Annotated in this window: 23 protein-coding genes and 1 pseudogene; 7 read left to right on the top strand and 17 right to left on the bottom strand. The window is 71.0% G+C overall.

Features of this window, described 5'->3' with window-relative positions; genetic code table 11:
- Positions 1-1,008 carry a HEAT repeat domain-containing protein gene (locus ACF1B9_RS22385; protein ID WP_391743245.1) on the top strand — a complete coding sequence of 336 codons (1,008 nt, stop codon included), beginning with the start codon at positions 1-3 and terminating at the stop codon, positions 1,006-1,008.
- Positions 1,009-1,155: 147 nt separating this feature from the next.
- On the opposite strand, the gene thrS is transcribed toward ACF1B9_RS22385, so the two are convergent.
- The 4 genes from thrS to ACF1B9_RS22365 all read right to left on the bottom strand — a co-directional run bounded on the left by thrS (position 1,156) and on the right by ACF1B9_RS22365 (position 4,612).
- A complete protein-coding gene (thrS, locus tag ACF1B9_RS22380; RefSeq protein ID WP_391743243.1) occupies positions 1,156-2,484 on the bottom strand; it encodes a threonine--tRNA ligase in 1,329 nt (442 codons plus the stop codon).
- A 235-nt stretch (positions 2,485-2,719) separates the two neighbouring features.
- Positions 2,720-3,493: a DUF3710 domain-containing protein gene (locus ACF1B9_RS22375; protein WP_391743241.1), complete on the bottom strand. Its 774-nt coding sequence runs from the start codon at positions 3,491-3,493 to the stop codon at positions 2,720-2,722.
- 1 nt (position 3,494) lies between these two features.
- On the bottom strand, positions 3,495-4,028 hold the full coding sequence (gene dut / locus ACF1B9_RS22370) for a dUTP diphosphatase (protein ID WP_391743240.1): 534 nt from the start codon (positions 4,026-4,028) through the stop codon (positions 3,495-3,497).
- Positions 4,028-4,612 (bottom strand): PaaI family thioesterase, encoded by a 585-nt coding sequence (locus ACF1B9_RS22365; protein WP_391743239.1) that lies wholly within the window; start codon positions 4,610-4,612, stop codon positions 4,028-4,030. The genes dut and ACF1B9_RS22365 overlap by 1 nt, the downstream gene beginning before the upstream one ends.
- Positions 4,613-4,670: 58 nt before the next feature.
- Here ACF1B9_RS22365 and ACF1B9_RS22360 point away from each other — a divergent pair, with 58 nt between their 5' ends.
- Entirely contained in the window at positions 4,671-5,126 is a 456-nt protein-coding gene (locus ACF1B9_RS22360; RefSeq protein ID WP_391743237.1) for a DUF3093 domain-containing protein, read from the top strand.
- 254 nt (positions 5,127-5,380) lie between these two features.
- Here the strand turns inward: ACF1B9_RS22360 and ACF1B9_RS22355 are convergent, their stop codons facing one another.
- The 4 genes from ACF1B9_RS22355 to ACF1B9_RS22340 form a co-directional block, all read right to left on the bottom strand.
- Positions 5,381-6,331: a hypothetical protein gene (locus ACF1B9_RS22355; RefSeq protein WP_391743235.1), complete on the bottom strand. Its 951-nt coding sequence runs from the start codon at positions 6,329-6,331 to the stop codon at positions 5,381-5,383.
- An 11-nt stretch (positions 6,332-6,342) separates the two neighbouring features.
- Positions 6,343-6,639, bottom strand: a complete 297-nt coding sequence (locus ACF1B9_RS22350; protein WP_003965732.1) for a DUF4193 domain-containing protein — start codon at positions 6,637-6,639, stop codon at positions 6,343-6,345.
- Between the two features lie 404 nt (positions 6,640-7,043).
- A complete protein-coding gene (locus ACF1B9_RS22345) occupies positions 7,044-8,273 on the bottom strand; it encodes a sensor histidine kinase (RefSeq protein ID WP_391743234.1) in 1,230 nt (409 codons plus the stop codon).
- A 4-nt stretch (positions 8,274-8,277) separates the two neighbouring features.
- Positions 8,278-8,931 carry a response regulator transcription factor gene (locus ACF1B9_RS22340; RefSeq protein WP_266357093.1) on the bottom strand — a complete coding sequence of 218 codons (654 nt, stop codon included), beginning with the start codon at positions 8,929-8,931 and terminating at the stop codon, positions 8,278-8,280.
- A gap of 373 nt (positions 8,932-9,304) precedes the next feature.
- Between ACF1B9_RS22340 and ACF1B9_RS22335 the strand changes: the two genes are divergently transcribed.
- A complete protein-coding gene (locus ACF1B9_RS22335) occupies positions 9,305-9,478 on the top strand; it encodes a hypothetical protein (protein ID WP_391743232.1) in 174 nt (57 codons plus the stop codon).
- 81 nt (positions 9,479-9,559) lie between these two features.
- Here the strand turns inward: ACF1B9_RS22335 and ACF1B9_RS22330 are convergent, their stop codons facing one another.
- Positions 9,560-10,378, bottom strand: coding sequence for an inositol monophosphatase family protein (locus ACF1B9_RS22330; protein ID WP_391743231.1), 819 nt, complete (start codon positions 10,376-10,378; stop codon positions 9,560-9,562).
- Positions 10,379-10,415: 37 nt separating this feature from the next.
- Positions 10,416-11,543, bottom strand: coding sequence for a ferrochelatase (locus ACF1B9_RS22325; RefSeq protein ID WP_391743229.1), 1,128 nt, complete (start codon positions 11,541-11,543; stop codon positions 10,416-10,418).
- Positions 11,544-11,695: 152 nt separating this feature from the next.
- On the opposite strand from ACF1B9_RS22325, the pseudogene ACF1B9_RS22320 reads away from it, so the two are divergent.
- A pseudogene (locus tag ACF1B9_RS22320) lies at positions 11,696-12,941 on the top strand (MFS transporter).
- A complete protein-coding gene (locus ACF1B9_RS22315) occupies positions 12,898-14,220 on the top strand; it encodes a D-arabinono-1,4-lactone oxidase (protein ID WP_391743227.1) in 1,323 nt (440 codons plus the stop codon). Before ACF1B9_RS22320 ends, ACF1B9_RS22315 begins: the two are co-directional and overlap by 44 nt.
- A gap of 13 nt (positions 14,221-14,233) precedes the next feature.
- Here ACF1B9_RS22315 and ACF1B9_RS22310 read toward each other — a convergent pair whose 3' ends face one another.
- Positions 14,234-15,265: a hypothetical protein gene (locus ACF1B9_RS22310; protein ID WP_391743226.1), complete on the bottom strand. Its 1,032-nt coding sequence runs from the start codon at positions 15,263-15,265 to the stop codon at positions 14,234-14,236.
- Positions 15,266-15,761: 496 nt separating this feature from the next.
- Here ACF1B9_RS22310 and sepH point away from each other — a divergent pair, with 496 nt between their 5' ends.
- Positions 15,762-16,823 carry a septation protein SepH gene (gene sepH / locus ACF1B9_RS22305; RefSeq protein WP_391743225.1) on the top strand — a complete coding sequence of 354 codons (1,062 nt, stop codon included), beginning with the start codon at positions 15,762-15,764 and terminating at the stop codon, positions 16,821-16,823.
- Between the two features lie 166 nt (positions 16,824-16,989).
- Here the strand turns inward: sepH and ACF1B9_RS22300 are convergent, their stop codons facing one another.
- On the bottom strand, positions 16,990-17,817 hold the full coding sequence (locus tag ACF1B9_RS22300) for a sulfurtransferase (RefSeq protein ID WP_391743224.1): 828 nt from the start codon (positions 17,815-17,817) through the stop codon (positions 16,990-16,992).
- A gap of 233 nt (positions 17,818-18,050) precedes the next feature.
- Here ACF1B9_RS22300 and ACF1B9_RS22295 point away from each other — a divergent pair, with 233 nt between their 5' ends.
- Complete coding sequence (locus ACF1B9_RS22295; RefSeq protein WP_391743222.1) at positions 18,051-18,827, top strand: VOC family protein; 777 nt, start codon at positions 18,051-18,053, stop codon at positions 18,825-18,827.
- 20 nt (positions 18,828-18,847) lie between these two features.
- On the opposite strand, the gene ACF1B9_RS22290 is transcribed toward ACF1B9_RS22295, so the two are convergent.
- The 5 genes from ACF1B9_RS22290 to ACF1B9_RS22270 form a co-directional block, all read right to left on the bottom strand.
- Complete coding sequence (locus ACF1B9_RS22290; protein WP_391743221.1) at positions 18,848-19,726, bottom strand: PaaX family transcriptional regulator C-terminal domain-containing protein; 879 nt, start codon at positions 19,724-19,726, stop codon at positions 18,848-18,850.
- 43 nt (positions 19,727-19,769) lie between these two features.
- Positions 19,770-20,420: a thymidine kinase gene (locus tag ACF1B9_RS22285; RefSeq protein ID WP_391743220.1), complete on the bottom strand. Its 651-nt coding sequence runs from the start codon at positions 20,418-20,420 to the stop codon at positions 19,770-19,772.
- 79 nt (positions 20,421-20,499) lie between these two features.
- A complete protein-coding gene (locus tag ACF1B9_RS22280; protein WP_391743218.1) occupies positions 20,500-21,687 on the bottom strand; it encodes an alkaline phosphatase family protein in 1,188 nt (395 codons plus the stop codon).
- Entirely contained in the window at positions 21,687-22,283 is a 597-nt protein-coding gene (locus tag ACF1B9_RS22275; protein ID WP_376272361.1) for a DUF5998 family protein, read from the bottom strand. Before ACF1B9_RS22275 ends, ACF1B9_RS22280 begins: the two co-directional genes overlap by 1 nt.
- Before the next feature lie 130 nt (positions 22,284-22,413).
- The gene (locus ACF1B9_RS22270) at positions 22,414-25,389 is read right to left on the bottom strand and encodes a GNAT family N-acetyltransferase (protein WP_391743216.1); all 2,976 of its coding nucleotides are present in this window, start codon (positions 25,387-25,389) and stop codon (positions 22,414-22,416) included.
- Positions 25,390-25,538 lie beyond the last annotated feature (149 nt).

Raw genomic sequence — 25,538 nt, 5'->3', positions numbered from 1 at the left:
GTGTTGATCGGTGATGTCGTGCGGCGGTCCGGAGTCAGCGCCCGCATGCTCAGGCATTACGAATCGCTCGGCCTGGTGCGGCCGACGGGCCGTACGGACTCCGGCTATCGGGAGTACTCCAGCGAGAACATCCGGCGAATCTTCCACATCGAGAGCCTGCGGTCATTGGGGCTGTCGCTGCGCGACGTCAGGCGCGCGCTCGATGACCCCGGCTTCGCGCCCGCGGATCTCGTCGACGACCTCATCCGCCAGGCGCGGGACCGCATCGCAGCAGAGACAGAGCTGCTCACGCGACTCCGTCGGATCGGTGCCGCGGAACCCGCCGGCTGGGAGGACGTCCTCCAGATCGTCGCGCTCCTCCAGGCGTTGGGGTCGAAGAGCGCGGGGGCGCGGCAGCGCGCGGCCCTGTCCGCAATCGAAGAAGTTCCCGTCCCGGTGGAGGCACTGGTCGAGGCCGTGCTGAGCGAGTCGGATCCGAACGTCGCCGGAGCCCTGCGTTGGGCTCTGGCGCAAGCGGGCGGGGACGGCCCGGCACTGCTGGCGAAGGGCCTCGGATCACCCGCTGCCGAGGTACGGAAACGTGCCGTCCGGTCCATCGCCGAGATTCCGAACGGTGAGGCGACCGCACTGCTGCAGGACGCTCTCACGAACCCCGACGTCGTGGTCCGCGGGTACGCGGCTCTGGCGCTCGGGGCACGTGGAGCAGCCGACGCGGTCCCGACGCTCATCGACATGATCGTCGAGGAGAGGAACGACGCCGACGCAGCCGATGCCCTGAGCACACTGGCGAGTGATCGCGCGTTGGCGGATCAGATCGCTACCGGGCTCGTCGACTGCCTCGCCCGCAGCGCCATCGGATCGTCTGCACGTCGACTGCTGACACAGGCGCTCGCGGACATCCCGGGGGACGTGGCGTCGCGTGCCCTCGCAGATCTGTCACATGACGAGGACCGTGCCGTTGCGCTTACCGCGGCATACATTCTCAAGCTGCGCAAAGCACGACAGTGAATCTCTCCTGAGGTGCTGCCTGCGTGGGGCCCGGTTGTCGCTGGTCACCGCCCGTACCCGCCCCTGGACACCTGCCCGGCCGGGGGCCGTACGCGCGGTCCGGCGTTCGTCACCCACCGCAGGCCCGGACCCGGCACGCGACGCCTGCTACGAGGGGGCATCGACCCACAGGTCGGTGCTGTGGGCCCCGACGAGACCGCTGATGTGGGTGAGTACGTCACTGACCGGCTGCGGGTCGAGTCGGCGTCCGTCACGCAATCGCAGTGCGACGTGATCGTCAGCGGCCTCCTTGGCGCCGATGACGGCTTGGTAGGGAACCAGGCGGACCTCTCGGACACGGGCGCCCAGGCTGCCGCGTTCCGGTCCCGCGATCTCGGCACGCAGTCCGAGCTGGGTGCATCGTCGGGCGAGGGCTTCGGCATTCGGCAGTTCGGTGTCGGAGACCGGGAGAATGACCAGCTGAGTGGGGGCGAGCCAGGCGGGGAAGGCACCGCCGTGCTGTTCGATGAGATGGGCGACGGCTCGCTCCACACTGCCGATGATGCTGCGGTGGACCATGACCGGGCGATGTCTGGCGCCGTCCGCGCCGATGTAACGCAGATCGAACTGCTCGGGCTGGTGGAAGTCGACCTGGACGGTGGACAGGGTGGACTCCCGGCCGGCACCGTCGGTGACCTGGACGTCGATCTTGGGGCCGTAGAACGCGGCCTCACCCTCAGCCGCCTCGTAGGGCAGGCCGGAGCGGTCGAGGACGTCGGTCAGCAGGGCGGTGGACCGTTGCCACTTCGCGGGTGCGGCAACGTACTTGCCACCGGGGCCCGGGAGGGAGAGCCGGTAGCGGGTCGGGGTGATGCCGAGCGCCTCGTACGCCCGGCGGATCATCTCCAGCGCCGCCTGCGCCTCCTCGGCGACCTGGTCCAGGGTGCAGAAGATGTGCGCGTCATTGAGCTGGATGGCCCGCACTCGGGTCAGTCCGCCGAGCACGCCCGAGAGTTCGGAGCGGTACATGCCTCCCAACTCGGCCATGCGCAGGGGCAGCTCGCGGTAGCTGTGGGGGCGGGAGCGGTAGATCACCGCGTGATGGGGGCAGAGGCTCGGCCGCAGGACGACCTGCTCCCCGCCGAGGTCCATCGGGGGGAACATGTCGTCGCTGTAGTGCGCCCAGTGCCCCGAGATCTCGTACAACTCCCGCTTGCCGAGTACCGGTGAGTACACGTGGCGGTAGCCCGCTCGCCGCTCGGCGGCGCGGATGTACTCCTCCAGGGTGTGCCGTACGGCCGCGCCGTCGGGCAGCCAGTACGGCAGGCCCGCGCCGATCAGCGGGTCGGTGTCGAACAGGCCCAGTTCACGGCCGAGCTTGCGATGGTCAGGCATGGCGGTCTCCTCACGGACATCGGGCGAACGACCGCAAGGCGAAGCCCCGGGGCACTCGCCCCGGGGCTTCGGACCAAGACATCTGTCAGCGCGCCGGGACACTCTCCGGCGTCGTCGTCATAGCAGCGCGCTTCATGTCGCAGACGTTAGCAGGACGTGGCGAAGTCCACACGGTGATTCCTCGTCATGGGTGCCCGCCTCACGCAAGGGTCGCAGCCTGGTTTGGGGCTTGTCCCGGCGATCCCCCTGGACGCCGACAGGCCGGTGGGCCGCACCCCCTCGAAAGGAAGCACGGCCCACCGGCCTTCAGCTGTGCCGGGCGGCAGCCCGTATCCGCTCAGCGCACCTCGGTGATCTCGGGTCCGCGCTGGAGCTGGCCCATGCCACCGGAGAACTTCGAACCCTCCTGGTTCTCCTGCTGGACGCCCTCGGGCACCATCTGGGCGTCGTCGGGGAGCTTGAGGACGATCGGATCGCGCGGCGCCATCGGGCCCTCGCCTCGGACGACCACGGTGTCCCGGAAGATCGTCTCCAGCAGCCCCGCGGCCTCCGGCTGCACGGCACCCTGGCCGGAGATCACTCCGCGCAGGAACCAGCGCGGCCCGTCGACGCCGACGAAGCGCACCAGCTGCACACCGTTCGTCCCGTCGGGGAGCTGTACGGGGACCTGGGCGCGCAGCTCCCAGCCCAGCGGACCCTCGACCTCGTCGATGATCCCACCCTGCTGGGTGATGCCGGAGGCGATCTCCTCGCGGACCTCGCCCCAGATGCCCTCCTTCTTGGGCGCGGCGAAGGCCTGCAGCTGAATGGCACTGTCGTTGAGCACCACGGTCGCGGCCACGATCGCGTCACCGGCAACCTCGACCCGCAGCTCCATGCCCTCGACGCCGGGCACGAACACGCCGCCCAGGTCGACCCGGCCCTCGCCGGGCTGGGAGACCTCGGTGATGTCCCACGGTCCGTCCGGCCGCGGCGCCGGCGGGAGATTCACCCGACGCGAGCCGCTGTCGGCCCCGTCGCCGTCATCGAGCTCGTCGACGACCTGCTCGGCCTCGCGCGCTTCGTCCGCCACGTCATCGGCGGAACCACTCTTCTTGCGACGTCCGAACACGTCACTGTCCTTCCCGGTCGGGTACGACCGAAGCGTAGCTGTTCCCGCCCTGGGTAATCCCGCCCCTGACGCCATCAACATCACCGGAAGTGTGCCCTCCGGTGGATCCGAAGCCTCCCTCGCCGCGAGCCGAGCCGGGCAGCTCAGCCACTTCGTGGAAGCGCACCTTCTCGACCTGTTGCACGACCAGTTGGGCAATCCGGTCGAACCGCTCGAACCGCACGGGCTCCCGCGGGTCGAGGTTGATGACGATCACCTTGATCTCTCCACGGTACCCGGCATCAACCGTCCCCGGGGCATTGACGAGAGCGACTCCGCAGCGGGCGGCTAGGCCGGACCGCGGGTGCACGAACGCCGCGTACCCGTCGGGCAGCGCGATCGACACCCCGGTGGGGAGAACCGCCCGCTCGCCAGGGGCCAGTTCGGTGGCCTCGGTGGTCACCAGATCGACCCCGGCGTCGCCGGGGTGCCCATAGGCCGGAATCGGCACGTCCGGGTCGACCCGGCGGATCAGTACGTCCACGGGACGGCGCATCAGGGGTTCACCTCGAACGCGCGGGCGCGCCTGACCTGGTCCGGATCTGCCATCGCGGCCCGGATCTCGGCCGGGCGGCCGTTGTCGATGAAGTGGTCGACCTTCACCTCGATGAAGAGGGCCTCGGCACGGACCGCCACGGGCCCGTCCGGGCCGCCGATCCGGCCCGTCGCCCGGGAGTAGATCTTCCGGCCGTGCACCGCGGTGATCTCGGCATCGAGGTACAGCACGGTGTCCACCGGCACCGGGGCGACGAAGTCGGTCTCCAGCCGTCCGGTCACCGCGATCACCCGCAGCAGCCAGTTCAGCGAGCCGAGCGTCTCGTCCAGCGCGGTGGCCAGAATGCCACCGTGTGCGAGGCCCGGGGCGCCCTGGTGGGCAGCCTTCACGGTGAACTCGGCGGTGACTCCGACACCCTCGCCGGCCCGCGCCTGAAGGTGCAGCCCGTGGGGCTGTCCCCCGCCGCAGCCGAAACAGTGTTCGTAGTGCGCGCCGAGGAGTTCGCCGGGAGCCGGGGCTTCGGGGTGCCGGACCGGTTTCACCGCGTCGGCCGGGGGCTTCAGAGCCGCAGATGTTCCACTCACAGGGGCAGACCCTACCCGCGCGGCCACCCGCAGGTCGCACCGTGCCAAGCTTGGGTTCATGCAGCCTTCCACCCCGCCTTTCGACGAGCGACTGACCGCACCCCGTTCGTGGTGGCTCATCGCGTTCCTGGTCGGCATCGCCTGTGCCCTGATGCTGTTGCCGCTCGGCGGTCTGCCGCTGTTGGCCGGCCTGGTGGGCGGCACGGCGCTCTCGGCGGTCGCGGTCAGCTCCTACGGTTCGACCAGGATCCGGGTCGTAGCGGGCGCCCTGGTGGCCGGTGACGCGCGCATTCCGGTGTCGGCGCTCGGTGAGGCCGAGGTGCTGGACGCGGAGGAGGCGCGTGCGTGGCGCTCGTACAAGGCGGACACCCGCGCGTTCATGGTGCTGCGCAGCTACATCCCGACGGCGGTGCGGGTGGAGGTCACCGACCCGCAGGACCCGACGCCGTACGTCTATCTGTCGACCCGCGAGCCGCAGGCCCTGGTCGCCGCGCTCAGCGCGGTACGGACCTGAAAGACGCACCGCGACACGGGCCGGGCATCGCGGCACGGCCCGAAGAGGCGTGTTCGCAAACCCCCGCCTGCCCTGCGAGGCCACCCGGCGCGCACCCTGGCGGCGTGGCCGCAGTGACCTGGTCCCGGGTTCTTCGCGATCCGAGCCGTCTTCGTTCTTCCATGTACCCGGCGGGAGCCCTTCGCGGGCTCTCCAGGGGCTTCGTCGGCAGCCAGCAGGTCCTGACCCGCCGGACCTGATCCGAACGAGAGGCCCTACCTCCCCGGCTCGCCCGGCAGCCCCTTGTGCGGGCCGCCCGGATCCATCGGTGGCAGCTCCGAAAGCCGGTCCCAGGGGATCCGGTGCTTGCGCAGGTCCTTCCTGACCCGCTCGGCAAGCTTTCTGGTGTCGCGCCGGTTCACCATCGCGCCGACGGCGGCGCCGATCATGAACGGGACGAGATTCGGCAAGTTGCGCATCGTGCGCTTCATGATCTGCTGGCGCAGCTCGCGCTTCATCTGGCCGCCCAGCGCAGCGTTGACCGTCGCGGGATGCGCGACATCGATACCGCGCTCCTCCGTCCAGGACGTCAGATAGGCGGTGGAACGCTGGGTGAGCCCGCCCGGCGGGCGCAGCCCGTAGACCTCGTGCAGCTCGGCGACGAGCTTCATCTCGATCGCGGCCACACCGGTGACCTCCGCCGTCAGCTCGGCGAGCAGGGCGGGCGGCACGGGCATCATGGCCGCCGCGCCGATACCTGCGCCGACCGCGGCGGTGGCCTTGCTCGCCCCCGCGATGAGCTTGTCGGCGAGCTCCTCGGGCCCGAGGCCCGGAAACTGCTTGCGCAGGGTGGCGAGGTCACGCACAGGGACGCGGGGAGCCATTTCGATGATCAGGTCGGCGATATGACCGATCGCGGCCCTGAAGCTCTCCCCGCCCTTGCGTACCCCCCGTTTCACCGAACCCAGACGGCCTGCCCCGGTCACGGGCTCCGTCCTGTCGACCTGTCCGGCCCCATCGGCCGTGTCGACTCCCTCGGCTGCCGTGACCACTTCGAGCGAGGCCGACCGGCCCCGCTCGTCGTCCCGAACACCCGTGGAGGGTGGCAGGGCGGACCGCTCGGCAGGCGCTGCAACGCCTTCTGCCGGGCCTGTACCGCCCTGATTCGCCTCCGACGACCTCTTGCGCCGAAAGCGTCGCTTCCGGAACGGTGTGTCGCCTGCCACGGCCGCTCGGCCTAGTCGCAGTCGCGGCAGATCGGCTGGCCGTTCTTCTCGCGTGCCAACTGGCTCCTGTGGTGCACGAGGAAGCAGCTCATGCACGTGAACTCGTCGGCTTGCTTGGGCAGGACCCTCACGGCCAGTTCTTCGTTGGACAGGTCCGCGCCGGGCAGCTCCAGCCCTTCGGCCGCGTCGAACTCGTCGACGTCGACGGCGGACGCCGTCTTGTCGCTCCGTCGGGCCTTCAGCTCTTCAAGGCTGTCCTGGTCGACGTCGTCATCGGTCTTGCGTGGGGTGTCGTAATCCGTTGCCATGTCGCTCTCCCCCTCTGGGTGTCTGCGGTGTCTCAGCGCACGTAACGCGTGAGAGGCCGGACTTGTGCCCGACCCGAGGCGGAGATTTTGCCTCACATCAAGGTCTGTTACTCAATCGACACCCAAAAGGACCGCTCGGGAGTGATCGGCTTGGGTGGCGATGGGGACCGTACACGGTCCCGGTGTCGTGCTTCACGGGCGCCACCCCGTGTACTTCCCGTGATATCGGGCCCCGAAAACCCCGACTTTTGCGGGTTTTCCGGTGACGACCCCGATCACGGAGCGTTGACGTCCTGATATTCGCTTCTGTGATCGATCACACACGGCCGCTCCGGGTCCAGGTCCCGAAAATTCCGCTCAAAGCGAACAAATTCCTCCGCGCACGGATCGCTCCGCCCAGCCTCTCAGACCGGCAGTGAGACACGCATCACAAGACCACCCCCCTCGCGGGGTTCCGCGACGATCCGGCCGCCGTGAGCGCGCGCCACGGACCGCGCGATCGACAGTCCGAGCCCCACCCCCTTGTCGCTGCCCGTTCGCTCCGTACGCAGCCGTCTGAAGGGCTCGAAGAGGTTGTCGATCTCGTACGCGGGCACCACGGGGCCCGTGTTCGAGACCACCAGCAGGGCATGGCCCGACTGCAGCTCGGTGGTGACCTCCACCCAGCCCTGCTCGGGGATGTTGTAGCGCACGGCGTTCTGTACGAGGTTCAGCGCGATCCGCTCCAGCAGGACGCCATTGCCCTGGATCACGGCGGAGGCCAGCTCGGCCCGGATCTCCACGCCCCGTTCCTCCGCCTCGCCACGCGTCTGATCGATCGCGCGCGAGGCCACCTCGGAGAGGTCGACCGGTTTGCGCTCGACGATCTGGTTGTCGCTGCGGGCGAGCAGCAGCAGTCCTTCGACCAGCTGCTCACTGCGCTCGTTGGTGGCCAGCAGGGTCTTGCCGAGCTGTTTCAGCTCGGGCGGGGCCTGCGGATCGGAGAGATGGACCTCCAGCAGCGTCCGGTTGATCGCGAGCGGGGTCCGCAGCTCGTGCGACGCGTTCCCGACGAACCGCTGCTGAGCGGTGAAGGCCCGCTCCAGGCGGTCCAGCATCTCGTCGAAGGTGTCGGCGAGCTCCTTCAGCTCGTCGTCCGGGCCGTCCAGCTCGATCCGGCGGGACAGATCCGTTCCGGCCACCCGGCGAGCGGTCCGGGTGATCCGGCCCAGCGGGGAGAGCACCCGGCCCGCCATGGCGTAGCCGAAGGCGAAGGCGATGACGCTGAGCCCGACCAGGGCCAGCAGCGATCGGTTCAGCAGGGTGTCCAGCGCCCGCTGGCGCTGATGGTTGACACAGGAGTTCATCGCCGCGTTGAAGGCGTCCGGCGTCGACTTGTCGTTGAAGTTGCACACGTCACTGGTGACCTGACCGCTCACGATCTTGAACGGCAGCTCGCTGCCCACGTGCAGGGCCTGCGCGGCCAGCATGTAGATGATCGACAGCAGCAGGATGCCCGCGATCAGGAACATGCCGCCGTACAGCAGCGTGAGCCGTATCCGGATGGTCGGCCGCAGCCAGTAGGGCGGCTCCTGCTGTTTGGGTTCCCAGGTGGGCTTCGGAGGCGCCGTCGGCGGCGCGGGGACGGAGGGCATCGGCTCAGATCCGGTAGCCGGAGCCGGGCACGGTGACGATCACCGGCGGCTCGCCGAGTTTGCGGCGCAGCGTCATGACCGTCACCCGGACGACATTGGTGAACGGGTCGGTGTTCTCGTCCCAGGCCTTCTCCAGCAGTTGCTCGGCCGAGACGACCGCGCCCTCGCTGCGCATCAGGACCTCCAGCACGGCGAACTCCTTCGGCGCGAGCTGGATCTCGGCCTCTCCCCGGAAGACCTCGCGTCGGTTGGGGTCGAGCTTGATGCCCGCGCGCTCCAGGACCGGCGGCAGCGCCACCGTCGTACGCCGGCCCAGGGCCCGCACCCGTGCCGTGAGCTCGCTGAAGGCGAACGGCTTGGGCAGATAGTCGTCGGCGCCCAGCTCCAGGCCCTCCACCCGGTCGCTGACGTCACCGGACGCGGTGAGCATGAGCACCCGGGTGGGCATGCCCAGCTCGACGATCCGGCGGCAGACGTCGTCGCCGTGCACCAGGGGGAGGTCCCGGTCCAGCACCACGACGTCGTAGTCGTTGACCTCGACGCGTTCCAGGGCCGCGGCACCGTCGTACACGACATCGACGGCCATGGCCTCACGGCGCAATCCGGTGGCCACCGCATCGGCGAGCAGCTGCTCGTCCTCCACGACGAGTACGCGCACGGCGCTGTCCTTCCTTAGAAAAATCAAACGGAAAATTCAGAACGTCCCGATGCGCTCACGGTCCGTGATGCGGGCCGCTCATCGGTGATGCTCTGTGCGGCTCCATCCTGCCCGCAACGCGCATAAACCGGCGGTAAGACGGTGCTGCCCCACCGAGGGCTCCGGGGAATGCGCCGGATTTCCCGGCCAGTTGAGGTTTCTCTGAGCTCGCGGCTGGGGAGGACGCATTCACACCCGCGATCACGCCTTGAATGTGGCGTACCACTGGCCGCTCCGTCCCCGGAGAGCGCGTGATCACCCGCCCTACCGCCTGCGCGCGGAGGGAAACCCGGGCACACCCCCGTGCCACCGACCCACGATGAGGGGGCGCATTATGGACGCTTTCACCGCAGGTCTGCTGCAACGAATCAGGGCAACCGAGTCCGACCTCACGAAAGCGCGCGAGACGGGCGACGACTTCCTCGCGGATGTCGAGCAGGGCGAGCTGGACGACCTGCACCGCCTCGCCGCCGAGCACGGCGTCGAAGTCGGCGCCACCAGCATCTGAGCCGCGCGAGAGGGGCCCCTGACGTCGGACAACGGCGTCAGGGGCCCTTCTGGCGCGCCGGAAGACTCCGGCCGACCGGTTTCAGTCGTGCCAGGCTCCGAACTCCTCCAGGAGGCTCTGCAGCGGCTCGAAGACAGCCGGTGTCGCGGCCACCGTCAGGTCGCCGTCGGCGGGCTGCCCAGGACGGCCGCCGGTGCACGCCCCCGCCTCCCTGGCGATGAGGTCCCCGGCGGCGAGGTCCCACGGGTGGAGCCCGCGCTCGTAGTAGCCGTCGAGACGGCCGGACGCGACATCGCAGAGGTCCACGGCGGCGGAACCGCTGCGCCGGATGTCACGCAGCCGCGGAATCAGCTTCTGGGCCACGTCCGCCTGGTGCTTCCGGACGTGACCGACGTAGTTGAAGCCGGTCGAGACGAGCGCCTGGTCGAGCGGCGGCGCGGGCCGGCAGCGCAGCGCGGTGCCGGCACCGTACGCACCGCCCTTCGCGTACGCCCCGCCGCCGAGCACCGCCTGGTACGTCTCACGGCGCATCGGGGCCTCCACCACTCCCACGATCCGTTCGCCGTCCCGTTCGGCGGCGATGGAGACGGCCCATGTCGGCAGTCCGTACAGGTAGTTCACCGTGCCGTCGAGCGGATCGATGACCCAGCGGATACCGCTGCTGCCCGCCGCGCTGGCCCCTTCCTCACCGAGGAAGCCGTCCTGGGGGCGGCGCTCGGCGAGGAAACCGGTGATCAGCTTCTCGGCGGCGATGTCCATCTCGGTGACGACGTCGATGGGGCTGGACTTGGTCGCTGCCACTCCCAGGTCGGCCGGACGGCCGTCGCGCAGCAGCACACCGGCGCGATGGGCGGCCTCCAGGGCGAGGTCGAGCAGTTCGGTGGGGTTCGGGTCGGTCACGGCGCTCCAGGGGGCTCTGACGTGCGGCAGGGGCTTGTCACGCGTACGGGCTGTCGGCGCCCGCGGCGGCGGGCCTGGGAGCCCGCGCCGGGCAGCAGCCGACCGGGCAGAGGTCATGGCTCGGGCCGAGCTCGCCCAACGCGCAGGGCCGCGCGCCGCGCCCCTGTTCGGCGGCTGCGCGCTCCAGCACCAGCTCCCGCACGGCGGCGGCGAACCGGGGATCGGCGCCCACGGTCGCGGACCTGCGCACCCGGAGTCCGAGCTCGGCGGCCTTCGCGGTGGCCTCCGTGTCGAGGTCGTAGAGCACTTCCATGTGGTCCGAGACGAAACCGATGGGGGCCATCACCACGGCGGGCACGCCTTCGCCGTGCAGTGTCTCCAGGTGGTCGCAGATGTCGGGCTCCAGCCACGGAATGTGCGGGGCGCCGCTGCGGGACTGGTAGACGAGTTGCCAGGGGTACTCCACGCCGGTCTCCTCGCGCACCGCGTCGACGATCAGCCGGGCGACGTCGAGATGCTCGGCGACATAGGCGCCGCCGTCGCCGTGCGCCTCCACCGGGCCGGAGGTGTCGGCGGCGGAAACGGGGATGGAGTGCGTGGTGAAGGCGAGGTGCGCCCCGCCCCGTACGTCCTCGGGGAGGTCGGCCAGCGAGGCGAGGACACCGTCCACCATGGGCTGCACGAACCCGGGATGGTTGAAGTAGTGCCGGAGCTTGTCGACCCGGGGCACCGGCAGGCCCTCGGCCTCCAGGGCTGCCAGGGATTCGGCCACGTTCTCGCGGTACTGCCGGCAGCCCGAGTAGGAGGCGTAGGCGCTGGTGGCGAGGACGGCGATGCGGCGGTGTCCGTCAGTGGCCATCTCGCGCAGGGTGTCGGTCAGGTACGGCGCCCAGTTGCGGTTTCCCCAGTACACCGGCAGATCGAGCCCGTGCTCCGCGAAGTCCGTGCGCAGGGCGTCCAGCAGGGCTCTGTTCTGGCCGTTGATCGGGCTGACGCCGCCGAACAGGAAGTAGTGCTTGCCGACCTCTTTCAGCCGCTCCTCGGGGATGCCGCGGCCACGGGTCACATTGGCCAGGAACGGGACCACGTCGTCCGGGCCTTCGGGGCCACCGAAGGAGAGGAGCAGGAGGGCGTCGTAGGGAGCGGGATCGCGCAGATCGGACATGGCACCGATCCTGCCACCCACCTCGGACGGCGCTCCCACCGACGTCGGCTCCCGGCCCACCCCCGTGTCGGGGCGCCCGACCCGACCGTAAGCTGTACCGGCCATATTCACGCATTACTGGCGCGTGTGATCACGCTGTTCCGGAGCCCTCCTTGCCCAGTCCCTACCGCGCGATTTTCGCCGCCCCCGGCACCAAGGGGTTCTCGGCGGCCGGATTCCTAGGCCGGATGCCGCTGTCCATGATGGGCATCGGCGTGGTGACCATGGTTTCCCAGCTCACCGGCCGTTACGGGCTCGCGGGCGCGCTCTCCGCGACGCTGGCGATGTCGGCGGCGGTGATCGGGCCGCAGATCTCCCGGCTGGTCGACCGGCACGGGCAGCGCCGCGTGCTGCGCCCCGTGACCCTGGTCGCGCTGGCGGCGGTGGCCGGCCTGCTGATCTGTGCGCAGCAGCGGCTGCCGGACTGGACGCTCTTCGTCTTCGCTGCGGGCGCCGGCTCCGTCCCCAGCGTGGGCTCGATGATCCGGGCCCGCTGGGCGGACATCTACCGCGGATCGCCGCAGCAGTTGCACACCGCGTACTCGTGGGAGTCGATCGTCGACGAGGTGTGCTTCATCTTCGGGCCGATCATCTCGATCGGTCTGTCCACCGCCTGGTTCCCGGAGGCGGGACCGCTGCTCGCGGCCGGCTTCCTGCTGGTCGGCGTCTTCTGGCTGACCGCGCAGCGTGCCACCGAGCCGGTGCCGCATCCGCGTGAGCAGCACACCGACGGCTCCGCGCTGCGCTCCACGGGGCTGAGGGTGCTGGTGGTGACGTTCGTGGCGACGGGGGCGATCTTCGGGGCCGTCGACGTGGTGACGGTGGCCTTCGCCGAGGAGCGGGGCCACAAGGCCGCGGCAAGCCTCGTGCTGGCCGTGTACGCGCTGGGGTCCTGTCTGGCCGGAGCCGTTTTCGGCCTGCTTCACATCAAGGGAAGGGCTGCCACCCGGTGGCTGGTGGGTGTGTGTGCGATGGCCGTGAGTATGATCCCCCTCCAACTGGCCGGGAGCCCCGTTTCTGGCCGTGGCGCTCTTTGTCGCGGGCCTCGCCATCGCACCGACGATGGTGACCACCATGGCCCTCGTCGAACAGCACGTACCGCGCACCAAACTGACCGAGGGCATGACCTGGACCAGCACCGGGCTCGCCGTCGGCGTGGCGCTCGGCTCCTCGGCCGCCGGCTGGGTGGTCGACGCGTCCGGGGCCGAGGCGGGGTACGCGGTGCCCGCCGTGGCGGGAGCGCTCGCGGCCGCGGTGGCGTTCCTGGGGTATCGCCGGCTCAGCGGGCCGGTTCCTACGGAAGGGCGCGGGGCAGATGACCGACACCGACGCACGGACGACGACGAACGCGTGGCGTAACTGGGCTGGGAACGTCAGCGCCCGTCCGGTACGGGCCGTGTCCCCCGCCTCCGTGCCGGAACTCGCCGAGGCACTGCGCCGGGCGTCCGAGGACGGGCTGAAGGTGAAGCCGGTCGGCACCGGGCACTCCTTCACCGCGGCGGCGGCCACGGACGGCGTGCTGATCCGCCCGGATCTGCTCACCGGCATCCGGAAGATCGACCGCGAGGCGATGACGGTGACCGTCGAGGCCGGGACCCCGCTGAAGCGGCTGAACACCGCTCTGGCCAGGGAGGGCCTGTCGCTCACCAACATGGGCGACATCATGGAGCAGACGGTCGCCGGGGCCACCTCCACCGGAACCCACGGCACCGGTCGTGACTCGGCGTCCATATCCGCGCAGATCCGCGGCCTCGAACTCGTCACGGCCGACGGCACGGTGCTGACCTGTTCGGAGAAGGAGAACCCCGACGTCTTCGCCGTCGCCCGGATCGGGCTGGGTGCCCTGGGCGTCGTCACGGCGATCACCTTCGCCGTGGAACCCGTCTTCCTGCTGACGGCCCGCGAGGAACCGATGGGCTTCGACCGGGTCACGGCGGATTTCGACGAGTTGGTCGCCGAGAACGAGCACTTCGAGTTCTACTGGTTCCCGCACACCGGCAACTGCAACACCAAGCGCAACAACCGCAGCGCGGGCCCCGCCGCCCCGCCCGGTAGAGTCAGCGGCTGGATCGAGGACGAGCTCCTCTCCAACGGGGTCTTCCAGGTGGCCTGTTCGCTCGGCCGGGCGGTCCCGGCCACCATTCCCTCGATCGCCAAGATCTCCAGCCGCGCCCTGTCGGCCCGTACGTACACCGACATCCCGTACAAGGTCTTCACCAGCCCGCGCCGCGTGCGCTTCGTGGAGATGGAGTACGCGCTGCCGCGCGAGGCCGCCGTGGAGGCACTGCGCGAGGTCAAGGCCATGGTCGAGCGTTCGCCCCTGCGGATCAGCTTTCCGGTGGAGGTCCGCACCGCCCCCGCGGACGACATCGCGCTCTCCACGGCCTCGGGCCGGGAGAGCGCGTACATCGCCGTCCACCTCTACAAGGGCACGCCCTACCAGGCGTACTTCACGGCGGTCGAGCGGATCATGACGGCCCACGCCGGCCGGCCGCACTGGGGGAAGGTCAACACCCGCGATGCCGAGTACCTCGCAGGGGTGTACCCGCGGTTCGGCGAGTTCACCGCCGTACGCGACCGGCTGGACCCGGACCGGCTCTTCGGCAACGACTATCTGCGCCGGGTACTGGGCGACTGAGCGCCGCGGCCGTTCACTGCCCGGTGCCCGTGCCCGAGGTGGCTCCGTCGCCCTGCGCGGGGGCGTCGCCCGCACCCGTGGTGTCCGGGCCGGTGCTGCCGCCGTTGCCGGGCGCCGCCGGCGAGGACGTGGCCGCCGGGGACGGGCCGGTCACGTTTCCGGTGCTGTCGGACGGCGTGGGGCTGGGCGTCGGATCGGCCGAGGAACGGTCGCCCTGACCGGCGTCGGGGTTCCCGCTCCGCCCGTCCTGTGGGCTCGTGCCGGGCGTCGCACCGCTCTCCTGGCCGGGGGTCTGCCCCCGGCCGGGTTCCTCGCTGGTCGACGGTGCCGGGTCGTTCGACCCCGAGCCCCGTTCCCCACCGCGTACGACGGAGCCCACGGTGGTTCCCTGGCCGCCGCTCAGACCATTGCCGGAGACCAGCTCGAACGTGGTGATCCCGGCCATCGTCACGGCGAAGACGACGGCCGCCCCGAGCGCCGACCGCTTCCAGCCGCGGAGCCGGGTGCCGTGGGTGGTGGCTTCGGAGAACTCCTCGTCCTGGTCCAAAGGGCCCGCCGTGGCCGACCGCGTCCCGTCGAACCGCCGCAGCAGCCGCGTACGGTCCGGATCCGCCGGCGCGCTGCGCAGCACGGTCGTGGCGTCGGCCTCACGCAGCACGGTCGTGGCGTCCATGGCGGGCATCACCGTGGTGGCGTCCGCGGCGCCGTCGGGGGTCCCGGCCGGTGGCCGCCGCTCCCCCTGTGCCCCGCGCGCGTCGACGGCCTCCCGTGTACGCACGGTCACCTCCCGGCCCGGGTGCTTCACCTGCACCGTGACCTCGCGGATCTGCTCCCCCGTGCGGCGGAAGAAGTGCTGGAAGACCGAACCGCCACAGGTGGCGACGACGCTCATGACGCCCGCGCCGAGGATCGTTCCGTACACCCCCAGCTGGGAGGCGGCCACGGCCGCCGCGACCGCTGCCACCGCGCTGCCCGCCACCTGCGGCAGGCTCAGATCTATACGCCTTTCTTTGGGTTTTATGTCACTTTCCGGCTTCTGCACCATTTCCAGCCCTTGATTGACATCTCTCCCACCATGCAACAGGAAGGGACATGTGAACGAAGTGAATAGTTCCGCTTCAGGAGATTCTGTGAAGCAGGACACGCGTGAAGGTCGCCCGCACCGGGCTGGGTGAATCAACTCCCGCACCTCACGAGAACTTCGGCGGCGCGGCGGTCCACCCACATGGCCCGAATGGAGTACTGTGGCGAGCCCTGGGGCCGGACTCCCGCATGGGCGTCCGGGATCTTCGGGAGGGGGCCGAAGGAGGCACTCGATCCGGCGGCGCCACGGCATCGCACGGGGACTGGCTACATGAGGTGACCAGCGGTCACTTTGTGTTGCACAATAGGTCACCGTGTCATACCGGCGATCAAGGGCTCACGCCCGACACGCCGGGCAACACGGCAATGTTGTGGCAGGCTGCACCCGGGCAGGCCACACTCGACTAGCGGAAGCAGCGACGCACGTGACGTCGGCAGGCACCACCCGGGAGGTCCCCATGCCCGAACTGCGTGTCGTGGCCGTCTCCAACGACGGCACACGACTGGTGCTCAAGGCTGCGGACAGCACGGAGTACACGCTTCCGATCGACGAGCGGCTGCGAGCCGCCGTGCGCAACGACCGCGCGCGGCTCGGCCAGATCGAGATCGAGGTGGAGAGCCATCTCCGCCCCCGCGACATCCAGGCCCGGATACGAGCCGGTGCCTCCGCGGAGGAGGTCGCTCAATTCGCCGGCATCCCGGTCGACCGTGTCCGCCGCTTCGAGGGCCCCGTGCTCGCGGAGCGCGCCTTCATGGCCGAGCGGGCCCGGAAGACTCCTGTGCGCCGTCCCGGCGAGAACACCGGCCCCCAGCTCGGCGAGGCGGTGCAGGAGCGGCTGCTGCTGCGCGGCGCCGACAAGGAGACCGTCCAGTGGGATTCCTGGCGCCGCGACGACGGCACCTGGGAGGTCCTGCTGGTCTACCGGGTCGCGGGCGAGCCGCACTCGGCGAGCTGGACGTACGACGCGCCGCGCCGACTGGTCCAGGCCGTGGACGACGAGGCGCGTTCACTGATCGGCGAGACCGACGACGTCGCCGCGCCCGAGCCGAGCTTCCCGTTCGTGCCCCGGATCGCCAGGCTGCCTCGCGACAGGCCGCTCGACCGCGCCCTGGACCGCCAGATGGAGCGCCCGACGGCCCCGGTCCCCGAGCCCGAGGAGCACATCGGCGGCATCTCGGCCGGCGAGCGCGATTCGCTGACCAGCCTGCTGGAGGCGGTACCGAGCTTCCGTGGCGACATGGTGGTGCCCGAGCGGCCCGCGCCGCCCGAGCCTCCGGCCATCGAACCCGCCGCGCCGGAACCGGAGGCCGATGAGCCGCCCGCCGCGGCGGCCTCCGCCGGCGCCGGTTCCGCCTATGCGGATGTGCTGATGCCGCGGGCGGTGGCGGGTCACCGCGACCGGCTGACCGGGACGACGGATCGCCAGGCCGAGGCGGACGGCGTCCGGCCGGGCCGCCGTGCCGCCGTGCCGAGCTGGGACGAGATCGTCTTCGGTACGCGCCGCAAGAAGCAGGACTGAACGGGGTGACCGCAGCATGACGAGGGCCCGTACGCCACTGCGTACGGGCCCTCGTGTCTTACGCACCTCTCGTGCCTTACGCGCTCCTCGCGGCGCATGCGCCCCGGCCACGCGCGGCCGGGGCGCCCTGCGGCAGTGCCGGTCGATCCGCGCGGCGCGGGCTTCGTTATTGGGGGTCGGGGCCCGTGGCCACCGGGCGGGACTCGTCCGCGGACCACTCGGACCAGGAACCCGCGTACAGCGCCGCAGGGATCCCGGCGACGGCCAGGGCCAGCACCTCATGGGCGCCGGACACGCCGGAGCCGCAGTAGACGCCGACCTCCGGCGCCCGGTCGGCACCGAGCCCCTCGAAACGGGCCGCCAACGACCGGGCGGGCAGGAATCGGCCGTCGTCCCGCGCGTTCTCGGAGGTCGGGGCCGAGACAGCACCCGGGATGTGCCCGCCCACCCGGTCGATCGGCTCCACATCGCCCCGGTAACGCTCGGCGGCCCGCGCGTCGAGCAGCAGTCCGGTACGAGCCAGCGCCGCCGCCCCGTCCGCGTCCAGCAGTGGCAGCGCACCGGGGACCGGCCGGAAGTCGCCCTCGGCCGGGATCGGGGCTTCCTTCTGGAGGTCTCCCTTCCAGGCGGCGAGACCGCCGTCCAGGACCCGCACGTCCTCGTGCCCCGTCCAGCGCAGCAGCCACCACGCGCGCGCCGCAGCCCAGCCCTGGCCGCCGTCGTACACGACCACCGGAGTGTCCCGGGAGACACCGGCCCGGCGCATCACCGCGCCGAACTCCTCCGGATCGGGCAGCGGATGACGGCCGCCGACGCCCGCCGGACCGGCGAGTTCCGCGTCCAGATCGACAAAGACCGCACCGGGGATGTGCCCGGCCTCGTAATCGGGTCGGCCGTGCGGGCCGCCCAGCTGCCAACGTACGTCCAGGAGCACCGGCGGACGTGGCCCCGCCGACTCGCTCGCGTATTCGGATGCCGTGATGATGGGCTTCATGGGTGCCATCCTCGCGCAGGAGCCGCCCCACTCGTCATACCGTCGAAGCGGACGTACCACACAAAACCGGTCTCCCTCAGTCGAGATCCAGGAAAGTGCGGCGCGGCCGGGGCACATCGTGCGCCGGGTGGTGCAAGCATCTGCACGGGGCGTACACATCCTGTACCGCACGGCGGCACACCGGCCCCGTTCCCCCCGTACGGCCACCACGATGGTCCGAGGAGAGAGTGACGATGACCGAGGCTGCCGCCCGGCGCACGCCTGGAACACCTTGCTGGGTGAGTCTGATCGTGCACGGACTGAGCGCGACCCAGGACTTCTACGCCGCCCTGTTCGGCTGGGAGTTCGTGCCCGGACCGGATCAGCTGGGTCCGTACGTCCGCGCGCTGATCGACGGGAAAGTGGTCGCGGGCATCGGACAACTGCCGCCCGAACGCCATCTGCCGGTCGCCTGGACGACCTATCTGGCCACCGACAACGCCGATGTCACGGCGGAGATGATCCGCTCCTGCGGCGGCACGGTGGCCGTCGGACCGCTCGACGCGGGTGAGGCGGGCCGGCTCGCCATCGCCTCCGATCCCAGTGGCGCGGTCTTCGGCATCTGGCAGGCCGCCGCGCACATGGGTACGGCGCTCGCGGGCGCCCACGGCACCCCGGTCTGGAACGAGCTGGTGACCCGCGAGACGTCGACGGTCTGCAAGTTCTACCAGACGGTCTTCGGATACGAGCCGGAGGCCGTGGTCTCGGCCGACTTCGACTACCAGACCCTGCATCTGCACGGCCGCCCGGTGGCCTCGCTGCACGGCGTCGGACACGCCCTGCCGCGCGACCGGGGGCCGCACTGGATGACGTACTTCGAGGTCGACGACACCGACGAGGCCGCCCGTCGCGTGGTGGACCTCGGCGGATACATCCTGCAGCCGCCCCGGGAGGGATCGAGCGGCCGGGTGGCGACCGTGGCGGACCCGGAGGGCGCGGCGTTCACGATCCTGCGGTCGGCGGCTCGCTGAGCCGTCGGGCCGCGGGGCGGTCAGCCGGCCCGGACCCGTTCGACATGGCGGTGGGCGGGGCCGGCCAGTCGGGCATGTATCTCGTCGAAGAGTTCGGATGCTTCGGTTCCGCTCCACTCCGCCGGCAGCAGTTCACGCGCCACGCCCGGGTCGAGGTAGACGAGCCGACGCCAGTCGGTGAGGACCCTGATGTACGTCGTGAACGCCTCGCGGTCCGTCACCGGTCCGCCGCTCGCGATCTGCTCGGCCACCGGACGGTGCGCCGCGAGGAATTCGACGTACAGCCGCTGCAGGCGGACGGTGTCCCACCAGGAGCGGACCTTCGCGGCCAGGTCCGCTGCGCCGTCCTCGCCCCCGGCCACGGAGAGGTAGTCGGCCCGGAACAGGTCGGCGTACGAACGCAGCCCGTGCCGGGCGAGCATGTCCTCCGCCTCGTCGTGCACATGTCCCGGTGCGATCCACACCCCGGCCGACACGGACCCGAAGCCGAGCCTGGTCAGCTGGGTGCGCAGGGTGTGCCGCCTGGCCCGTTCGGACTCGGGCACGGAGAAGACCACCAGCACCCAGCCCTCGTCCACCGTGGCCCTGCGGGCCGCGAAGATGCGCGGATCACCGTCGCGCAGAATGCGTTCGGTCTCGGGTGAGATCCGGTATCCGGCGGCTCCGGAGACCGATTCCGCGTCGAGCAGTCCGGCGCGCTTCAGCCGGGAGACCGAGGAGCGCACGGTGGGGCCCTCGACACCGAGGTCGGCGAGCAGCTGGATCAGCGAGGCCACGGACATCCAGCCGTCGGTGTCGCGCGCGTACAGTCCGTAGACCGTCACGATCAGCTGCCTCGGCTGCACCTTGCCCAGGGGGCCCGGTTCGGACTTGGCCTCTTTTGCGCTCACCGTGTTCACAGCGTCATCCTAAGCATCCGTACCCGACACCGGAGGGGACGGTTCAGGCAGAGGAGACGGGCAGCACATCCGGGGAGAGCGCGCCCGCGCGGGCGCTCGCGCTGGTCGTCCTGCGCTGGTGGTGACGGCGGCACAACACCTCGTAACCGACCTCGTCCGCCTGCTGGTTGACGTCTCCCACCACCACCTGGGCTCCTTCGACGACCATCTCGCCGCCGACCGTCCGGGCATTGTGCGTGGCCCGGGCGCCGCACCAGCAGAGCGCTTCGACCTGGAGCGTCTCGACCCGGTCGGCCAGTTCGATCAGCCGCTGGGATCCGGGGAACAGCTTGGTCCGGAAGTCCGTGGTGATACCGAATGCGAAGACGTCCATGTCGAGGTCGTCGACGACACGGGCGAGCTGGTCGATCTGGACGGGGGCCAGGAACTGTGCCTCGTCCACGATCACGTAGTCCGCGCGGCCGCCCCGGCTTATCCGGTCGACGAGGTGCGCGTACAGGTCCATGCCCTCATCGGCCTCGACGGCCTCGGTGACGAGACCCAGGCGTGAGGAGAGCTTCCCCTCCCCCGCCCGGTCGTCACGCGTGAAGATCACACCTTGCAGGCCACGCGCCGAACGGTTGTGGCCGATCTGCAGCGCCAGCGTGCTCTTTCCGCAGTCCATCGTTCCGGAGAAGAACACAAGCTCGGGCATGAGGGGCTGAGGACCTTTCGGGCGGGGCGAGGCAGGTCCGCGAAACGGTGATGACGGACCTGCGAGGGGAAAAACGCGGTTACGAGCGTACTTCGAGCAGCGGCACGAGCTGCTCGACGGGGGTCATCGAGCCGTGCATGCCGACCATCGCGGACTCGTGCGGCTCATTGACCGAGGCGGTGATCACCACGTCGTCGTGGGCCGCCGCGACGACATCGCCGATCCTCCCGTGGACACGTTCATCGATTTTCGGGCCGAACCAGCCGGCCGCGATCGCCTCGTCCCGGCTCGCCACCCAGAACTGTTCCCCGAGCACTTCCCGCCAGACGGTCAGTACGTCGCTCTCGGCCCCCGGGACCGCGTACACATGCCGTGCGCGGCCCTCGCCACCGAGCAGGGCGACGCCCGCACGCAGCTCCCAGTCCTCGTCGAAGTCGATCCGGGACCGCTCGTCGAAGGGGATGTCGATCATGCCGTGGTCCGCGGTGATGTACAGCGCCGAGCGGGGCGGGAGCTGTTCGGCCAGCCGCCGGGCCAGGCCGTCCACGTACATCAACTGCCCCCGCCAGGCGTCGGAGTCCACGCCGAAGCGGTGGCCCTTGGCGTCGACCTCGCTGTAGTAGGTGTAGACGAGCGAGCGGTCACCCGCGGCGAGCCGCTCCGCGGCGACGTCCATCCGCTCCTCGCCGGACAGCCGGCCGAGGAACGAGCCCCCGCTGAGTGCGACCTTGGTCAGCGGGGTCTGCTCGAAGGCGGGTGCGGATACCTGGGCGGTGCGCACCCCCGCGGCCTCGGCGAGCGAGAAGACGGTGGGGTACGGCTGCCAGGCCTTCGGCGAGGTCCAGGGCTTCCAGCGGAGCTGGTTCATCAGCTCGCCGGTCTCCGGATTGCGCGCGGTGTAGCCGGGCAGGCCGTGCTCGCCGGGCGGAAGTCCGGTGCCGACCGAGGCCAGCGACGTCGCGGTGGTGGCCGGGAAGCCCGCCGTCACCGGACGGCCGGTGCCACCGCGGGAGGTGGGGAGCAGGGAGTGCAGAAACGGTGCCTCGTCCGGGTGGGCCTTGATCTGCTCCCAGCCGAGGCCGTCGATCAGGAACACGCAGTTCCGGTCGGCCGGGGCGAGTTCGGGGATCGCCGCGGTGAAGCCCGGTACGCCCTGGCCGGCGACGAGCGTGGGCAGCAGATCGCAGAGCGAGCCGCTGCCGTACTCCGGGACCGGGGCGGTGTCGACGGGGAGCAGAACAGGGTCCTGCCAGGCCGGCTGGGCCATCAGCGGCCGGTCGCCGCGGTCGCGGCCGTGGCCTCGGACAGCGACTGCGCGAAGGCAAGGGTCTGGCGCACGGTGTCCGGACCGTCACCGGCCTCGCTGACCCGCAGACTCAGATCGTCGGCGGTGGAGCTGCCGGTGTAACCGTGGTCGGCCTCGCAGTTGGGGTCGCCGCAGGCGGCCGGCTCCAGGTCGATGCGGGAGACGGCGCCCCAGCCGATGGTGAGGACGACCTCGCGGGGCAGCGTGCCCGGAACGTACTTCTCGGGGTTGGCCACGACACGGCTGACCACGACCGACGAGATCCGGTCCAGCTTGACCGACTCCGTGGAGGTGGTGGCGTACGGCGTCGGGGAGCTGGTGTCCGCGTTCTGCTCGTCGGTGTGGCTGACGATGAATCGGTTGTCGGTCAGGACCAGGACCGTGACATGGCGCCGCACCTCGTTGGAGTCGAAGGTGGTCTCCTGGTGCACAAGGTACGAAGCGACCGGCTCACCGCCCACGGCGGCCTCCACCGCCTCGGCCACGAGGGCCGGGTAGTAGCCACTGCGCTCGATCGCCGCGCGCAGCCCCTGGGTCGTCGTACCGGTCTTAGCCATGAGGACCATCCTACGGGGGACGGACGACTGCCGGGGACGTTGTGCGGCAGGGCCGACCTGGGCCCGAGCGGTGAGGGGAGGCGCGCGTTCACGCCCGTCCGGCGACGGATGACGAAGCCTGCCGCCCGGGTCAGTAGTTGGGGAGCCGGCGGGGGCCGAGGTCGGTGCGGGCCGGGGGCGGCGAGAGCCGGACGCTCGCACCGAGAACGGTCAGCCCCTGGGTGGCGACCACGACCGGTTCCAGGGCGATGGAGACCACCTCGGGGTGGTCGTCGACCAGCCTGGACACCCTCAGCAGCAGTTCTTCGAGCGCCGCGGTGTCCACGGGCGCCGCACCACGCCAGCCGAACAGCACCGGGGCGGCCCGGATGGACCGGATCAGCTCGGCGGCGTCGCGGTCGGTGGCCGGAACGAGGCGGTGGGCGGTGTCGCCGAGGAGCTCGGAGGGCGCGCCCGCGAGTCCGAAGGAGAGGACGGCGCCGGCCGCCGGGTCGATCGCGGCCCGGACGACGGTGTCGACGCCGCGCGGCGCCATGGCCTGGACGACGGGCTGGAGTTCGGCGGGTTTGCCGAGCAGGTCGGTCAGTTCGCCGTACGCCCGGCGAAGTGCGTTCTCGTTGGCGAGGTCCAGCCGGACACCGCCGAGATCGGCCCGGTGGCGCAGATGGGGGGCGGTGGTCTTGAGCGCCACGGGGTAGCCGAGCCGGGCCGCCGCGGCGACGGCGGTCTCCGGGTCGGGGGCCGGGAGGGTCGGTCGCACGGTGACGCCGTAGCGGCCCAGGAGTTCCCGCGCCTCGTCAGGCGCGAGCGGTCGGCCCCGCGGGTCGGGGTGGGAGCCGAGCAGGGCATGGATCAGATCGGCGGCACCCGGCTCGTCGATGGTGTCGTCGAGGAACTCGGGCACCTTGCCCGGCACGGCGGCCTGCCGTCGCCACTGCGCGTACCTCACCGCTTCGGCCAGGGCCCGCACGGCACGCTCGGCGGCGGGGTAGGCGGGGATCCGGCCGCTACGGGGGCCGGATCCGGGGCTGTCCTCGCCGTCCGCTCCGTCCGCTCCGGTGGTGGCGGAACGCGGTGCCACGGGCCGCACGGGGCCGGTGGACCCGGGTTCGGGGCCGGATGCCGCAGGAGCAGGCCCGGGGCCGGTGGTAGTCGCCTGCGCGGAGGCGGTGGTTCCGGCGTGCGTGGAGGTGGGGGCGGCGAGGGGCCGGGCCGAGGGACGCGGCAGCGCGACCGTGCTGGTGGCCGCGGCGAGAGCCTCCGCCAGGCCGCCGATCTCCACATGGACGACGGCCACCGGCTTGGCGGGTCCGGCGGCCGCGGCCGCGTGCAGTGCGGTCGCCAGCACCTCCCCGTCGCCCGATTCCGCCTCGCCGTCCTCTCCCACCCACGGGATCGCCGTCACGACGACCGAGTCGCAGCCTTCGTCGGCGAGTGCCTCGGTCAGTGCGTCGCGGAAGTCCTGCGGGGTGGCGGCGGTGGTGAGGTCGCGGGGCGGGCGCGGGCGCAGCCCCTCGGCCAGGCAGGCGTCGTACGTGAGCAGGCCGAGCGACTCGGAGTTGCCGAGGATCGCGACCCGCGGCCCGGCCGGGAGCGGCTGGTCGGCGAGGAGGAGGCCCGCGTCGACCATCTCCGTCACCGTGTCGACGCGGATCACGCCCGCCTGACGCATGAGCGCCGAGACCGTCGCGTCGGGAATCCTGCTGACGGGCACCGCGTGGCCGGGCGGGGTGGAGCCGCTGTGCCGGGCGCCCTTCACCACGACCACCGGCTTCACGGCCGCGGTGCGCCGTGCGAGGCGGGTGAACTTGCGGGGATTGCCGATCGATTCGAGGTACAGCAGGGCGACATCGGTGCCCGGGTCCTCGTACCAGTACTGGAGGAAGTCGTTGCCCGAGACGTCGGCGCGGTTGCCGGCGGAGATGAAGGTGGAGAGGCCGGCTCCGCGCCGGTAGAGCCCGGAGAGCAGCGCGATGCCGATCGCACCGGACTGGGTGAACAGGCCGATGCGTCCGGGCGCGGGCGGCTCGGGGGCCAGGGAGGCGTTCAGCCGGACGGCCTCGGCGTTGTTGATGACGCCGAAGGCGTTCGGGCCGATGATCCGCATCCCGTACGTGCGGGCCTGGCGGACGAGTTCCCGCTGTCGCTCCCTGCCTTCGGCACCCCATTCGGCGTACCCGGCGGAGAGGACGACCAGGCCCTGGACGCCGTGCTCGCCGCAGTCGGCCACTGCCTGTGGAACCCGGTCGGCGGGGACGGCGACGACCGCGAGGTCGACCGGTTCGTCGATCTCGCCGACGGAACGGTGCGCGGGGGCGCCGTCGATCGTGCCCTGGTCGGCGGGGAAGGCGCGGTTCACGGCGTAGGTGCGGCCGGTGAAGCCGGCACCGAGCAGATTGCGCAGGACCGTGCGGCCGACCCCGCCGGGAGTGCGCCCGACGCCGATGACGGCGACGGATCCGGGGGCGAGCAGCCGTTGTACGGAACGAGCCTCGGCCCGCTGCTCGCGGCCGCGCTGGACCGCGAGCGACTCCGCGGTCGGTTCGAGGTCCAGGGTGAGATGGACGGAACCGTCCTCGAAGCTGCGCTGCTGGGTGTAGCCGGCGTCCCGGAACACCTTGATCATCTTGTTGTTGGCGGGCAGCACCTCGGCCGCGAAGCGGCGGATGCCCCGCTCGCGGGCGACGGCCGCGATGTGTTCGAGGAGCGCCGAGGCGACGCCCCGGCCCTGATGCGCGTCCTGGACGAGGAAGGCGACCTCGGCCTCGTCGGCGGGCGCGGAGGCGGGCCTGCCCCGCTCGTCGATCCGGTCGTAGCGGACGGTCGCGATGAACTCACCGCCGACCGTGACCGCGAGACCCACCCGGTCGACGTAGTCGTGATGGGTGAAGCGGTGCACATCACGGTCGGACAGACGCGGGTACGGAGCGAAGAAGCGGTAGTACTTCGACTCCTCGGAGACCTGCTCGTAGAAGTTGACCAGCCGTTCGGCGTCGTCCGTGGTGATGGGCCTGATCCGCGCGGTTCCCCCGTCCCGGAGGACGACGTCCGCTTCCCAGTGGTCGGGATACGCGTGCTGCGGACTCTGCTCCGGCGAGGGCTGCATGGGCCAAGACTACGGCTCCGTAGCGGTCGCGTAGGGCCTGGGGCCGGGGCAGTCTGAGGGGGCCGATCGGCGGTGCAGCACAGGTTCTGGGCGTGCCGCGGCTCGGCCGGAGCATCGCGCACCACATGAGAGACTGGTCTAGACAACCA

This window comes from Streptomyces sp. NPDC014727 (assembly GCF_043083485.1).
Lineage (GTDB): Bacteria > Actinomycetota > Actinomycetes > Streptomycetales > Streptomycetaceae > Streptomyces.
This window is presented reverse-complemented; position numbering and strand designations above follow the sequence as displayed.

Excerpts from the sequence above, each read along its gene's own strand:
- ACF1B9_RS22315 (WP_391743227.1), top strand. The coding sequence starts at position 12,898 with ATGACCGACACCGACGCACGGACGACGACGAACGCGTGGCGTAACTGG.
- ACF1B9_RS22295 (WP_391743222.1), top strand. The coding sequence starts at position 18,051 with ATGACCGAGGCTGCCGCCCGGCGCACGCCTGGAACACCTTGCTGGGTG.
- ACF1B9_RS22325 (WP_391743229.1), bottom strand. The coding sequence starts at position 11,543 with ATGTCCGATCTGCGCGATCCCGCTCCCTACGACGCCCTCCTGCTCCTC.
- ACF1B9_RS22270 (WP_391743216.1), bottom strand. The coding sequence starts at position 25,389 with ATGCAGCCCTCGCCGGAGCAGAGTCCGCAGCACGCGTATCCCGACCAC.
- ACF1B9_RS22335 (WP_391743232.1), top strand. The coding sequence starts at position 9,305 with ATGGACGCTTTCACCGCAGGTCTGCTGCAACGAATCAGGGCAACCGAG.
- dut (WP_391743240.1), bottom strand. The coding sequence starts at position 4,028 with ATGCGCCGTCCCGTGGACGTACTGATCCGCCGGGTCGACCCGGACGTG.
- ACF1B9_RS22285 (WP_391743220.1), bottom strand. The coding sequence starts at position 20,420 with ATGCCCGAGCTTGTGTTCTTCTCCGGAACGATGGACTGCGGAAAGAGC.
- ACF1B9_RS22280 (WP_391743218.1), bottom strand. The coding sequence starts at position 21,687 with ATGGCCCAGCCGGCCTGGCAGGACCCTGTTCTGCTCCCCGTCGACACC.
- ACF1B9_RS22360 (WP_391743237.1), top strand. The coding sequence starts at position 4,671 with ATGCAGCCTTCCACCCCGCCTTTCGACGAGCGACTGACCGCACCCCGT.
- ACF1B9_RS22345 (WP_391743234.1), bottom strand. The coding sequence starts at position 8,273 with ATGCCCTCCGTCCCCGCGCCGCCGACGGCGCCTCCGAAGCCCACCTGG.
- ACF1B9_RS22300 (WP_391743224.1), bottom strand. The coding sequence starts at position 17,817 with ATGAAGCCCATCATCACGGCATCCGAATACGCGAGCGAGTCGGCGGGG.
- ACF1B9_RS22350 (WP_003965732.1), bottom strand. The coding sequence starts at position 6,639 with ATGGCAACGGATTACGACACCCCACGCAAGACCGATGACGACGTCGAC.
- ACF1B9_RS22275 (WP_376272361.1), bottom strand. The coding sequence starts at position 22,283 with ATGGCTAAGACCGGTACGACGACCCAGGGGCTGCGCGCGGCGATCGAG.
- sepH (WP_391743225.1), top strand. The coding sequence starts at position 15,762 with ATGCCCGAACTGCGTGTCGTGGCCGTCTCCAACGACGGCACACGACTG.
- ACF1B9_RS22310 (WP_391743226.1), bottom strand. The coding sequence starts at position 15,265 with ATGGTGCAGAAGCCGGAAAGTGACATAAAACCCAAAGAAAGGCGTATA.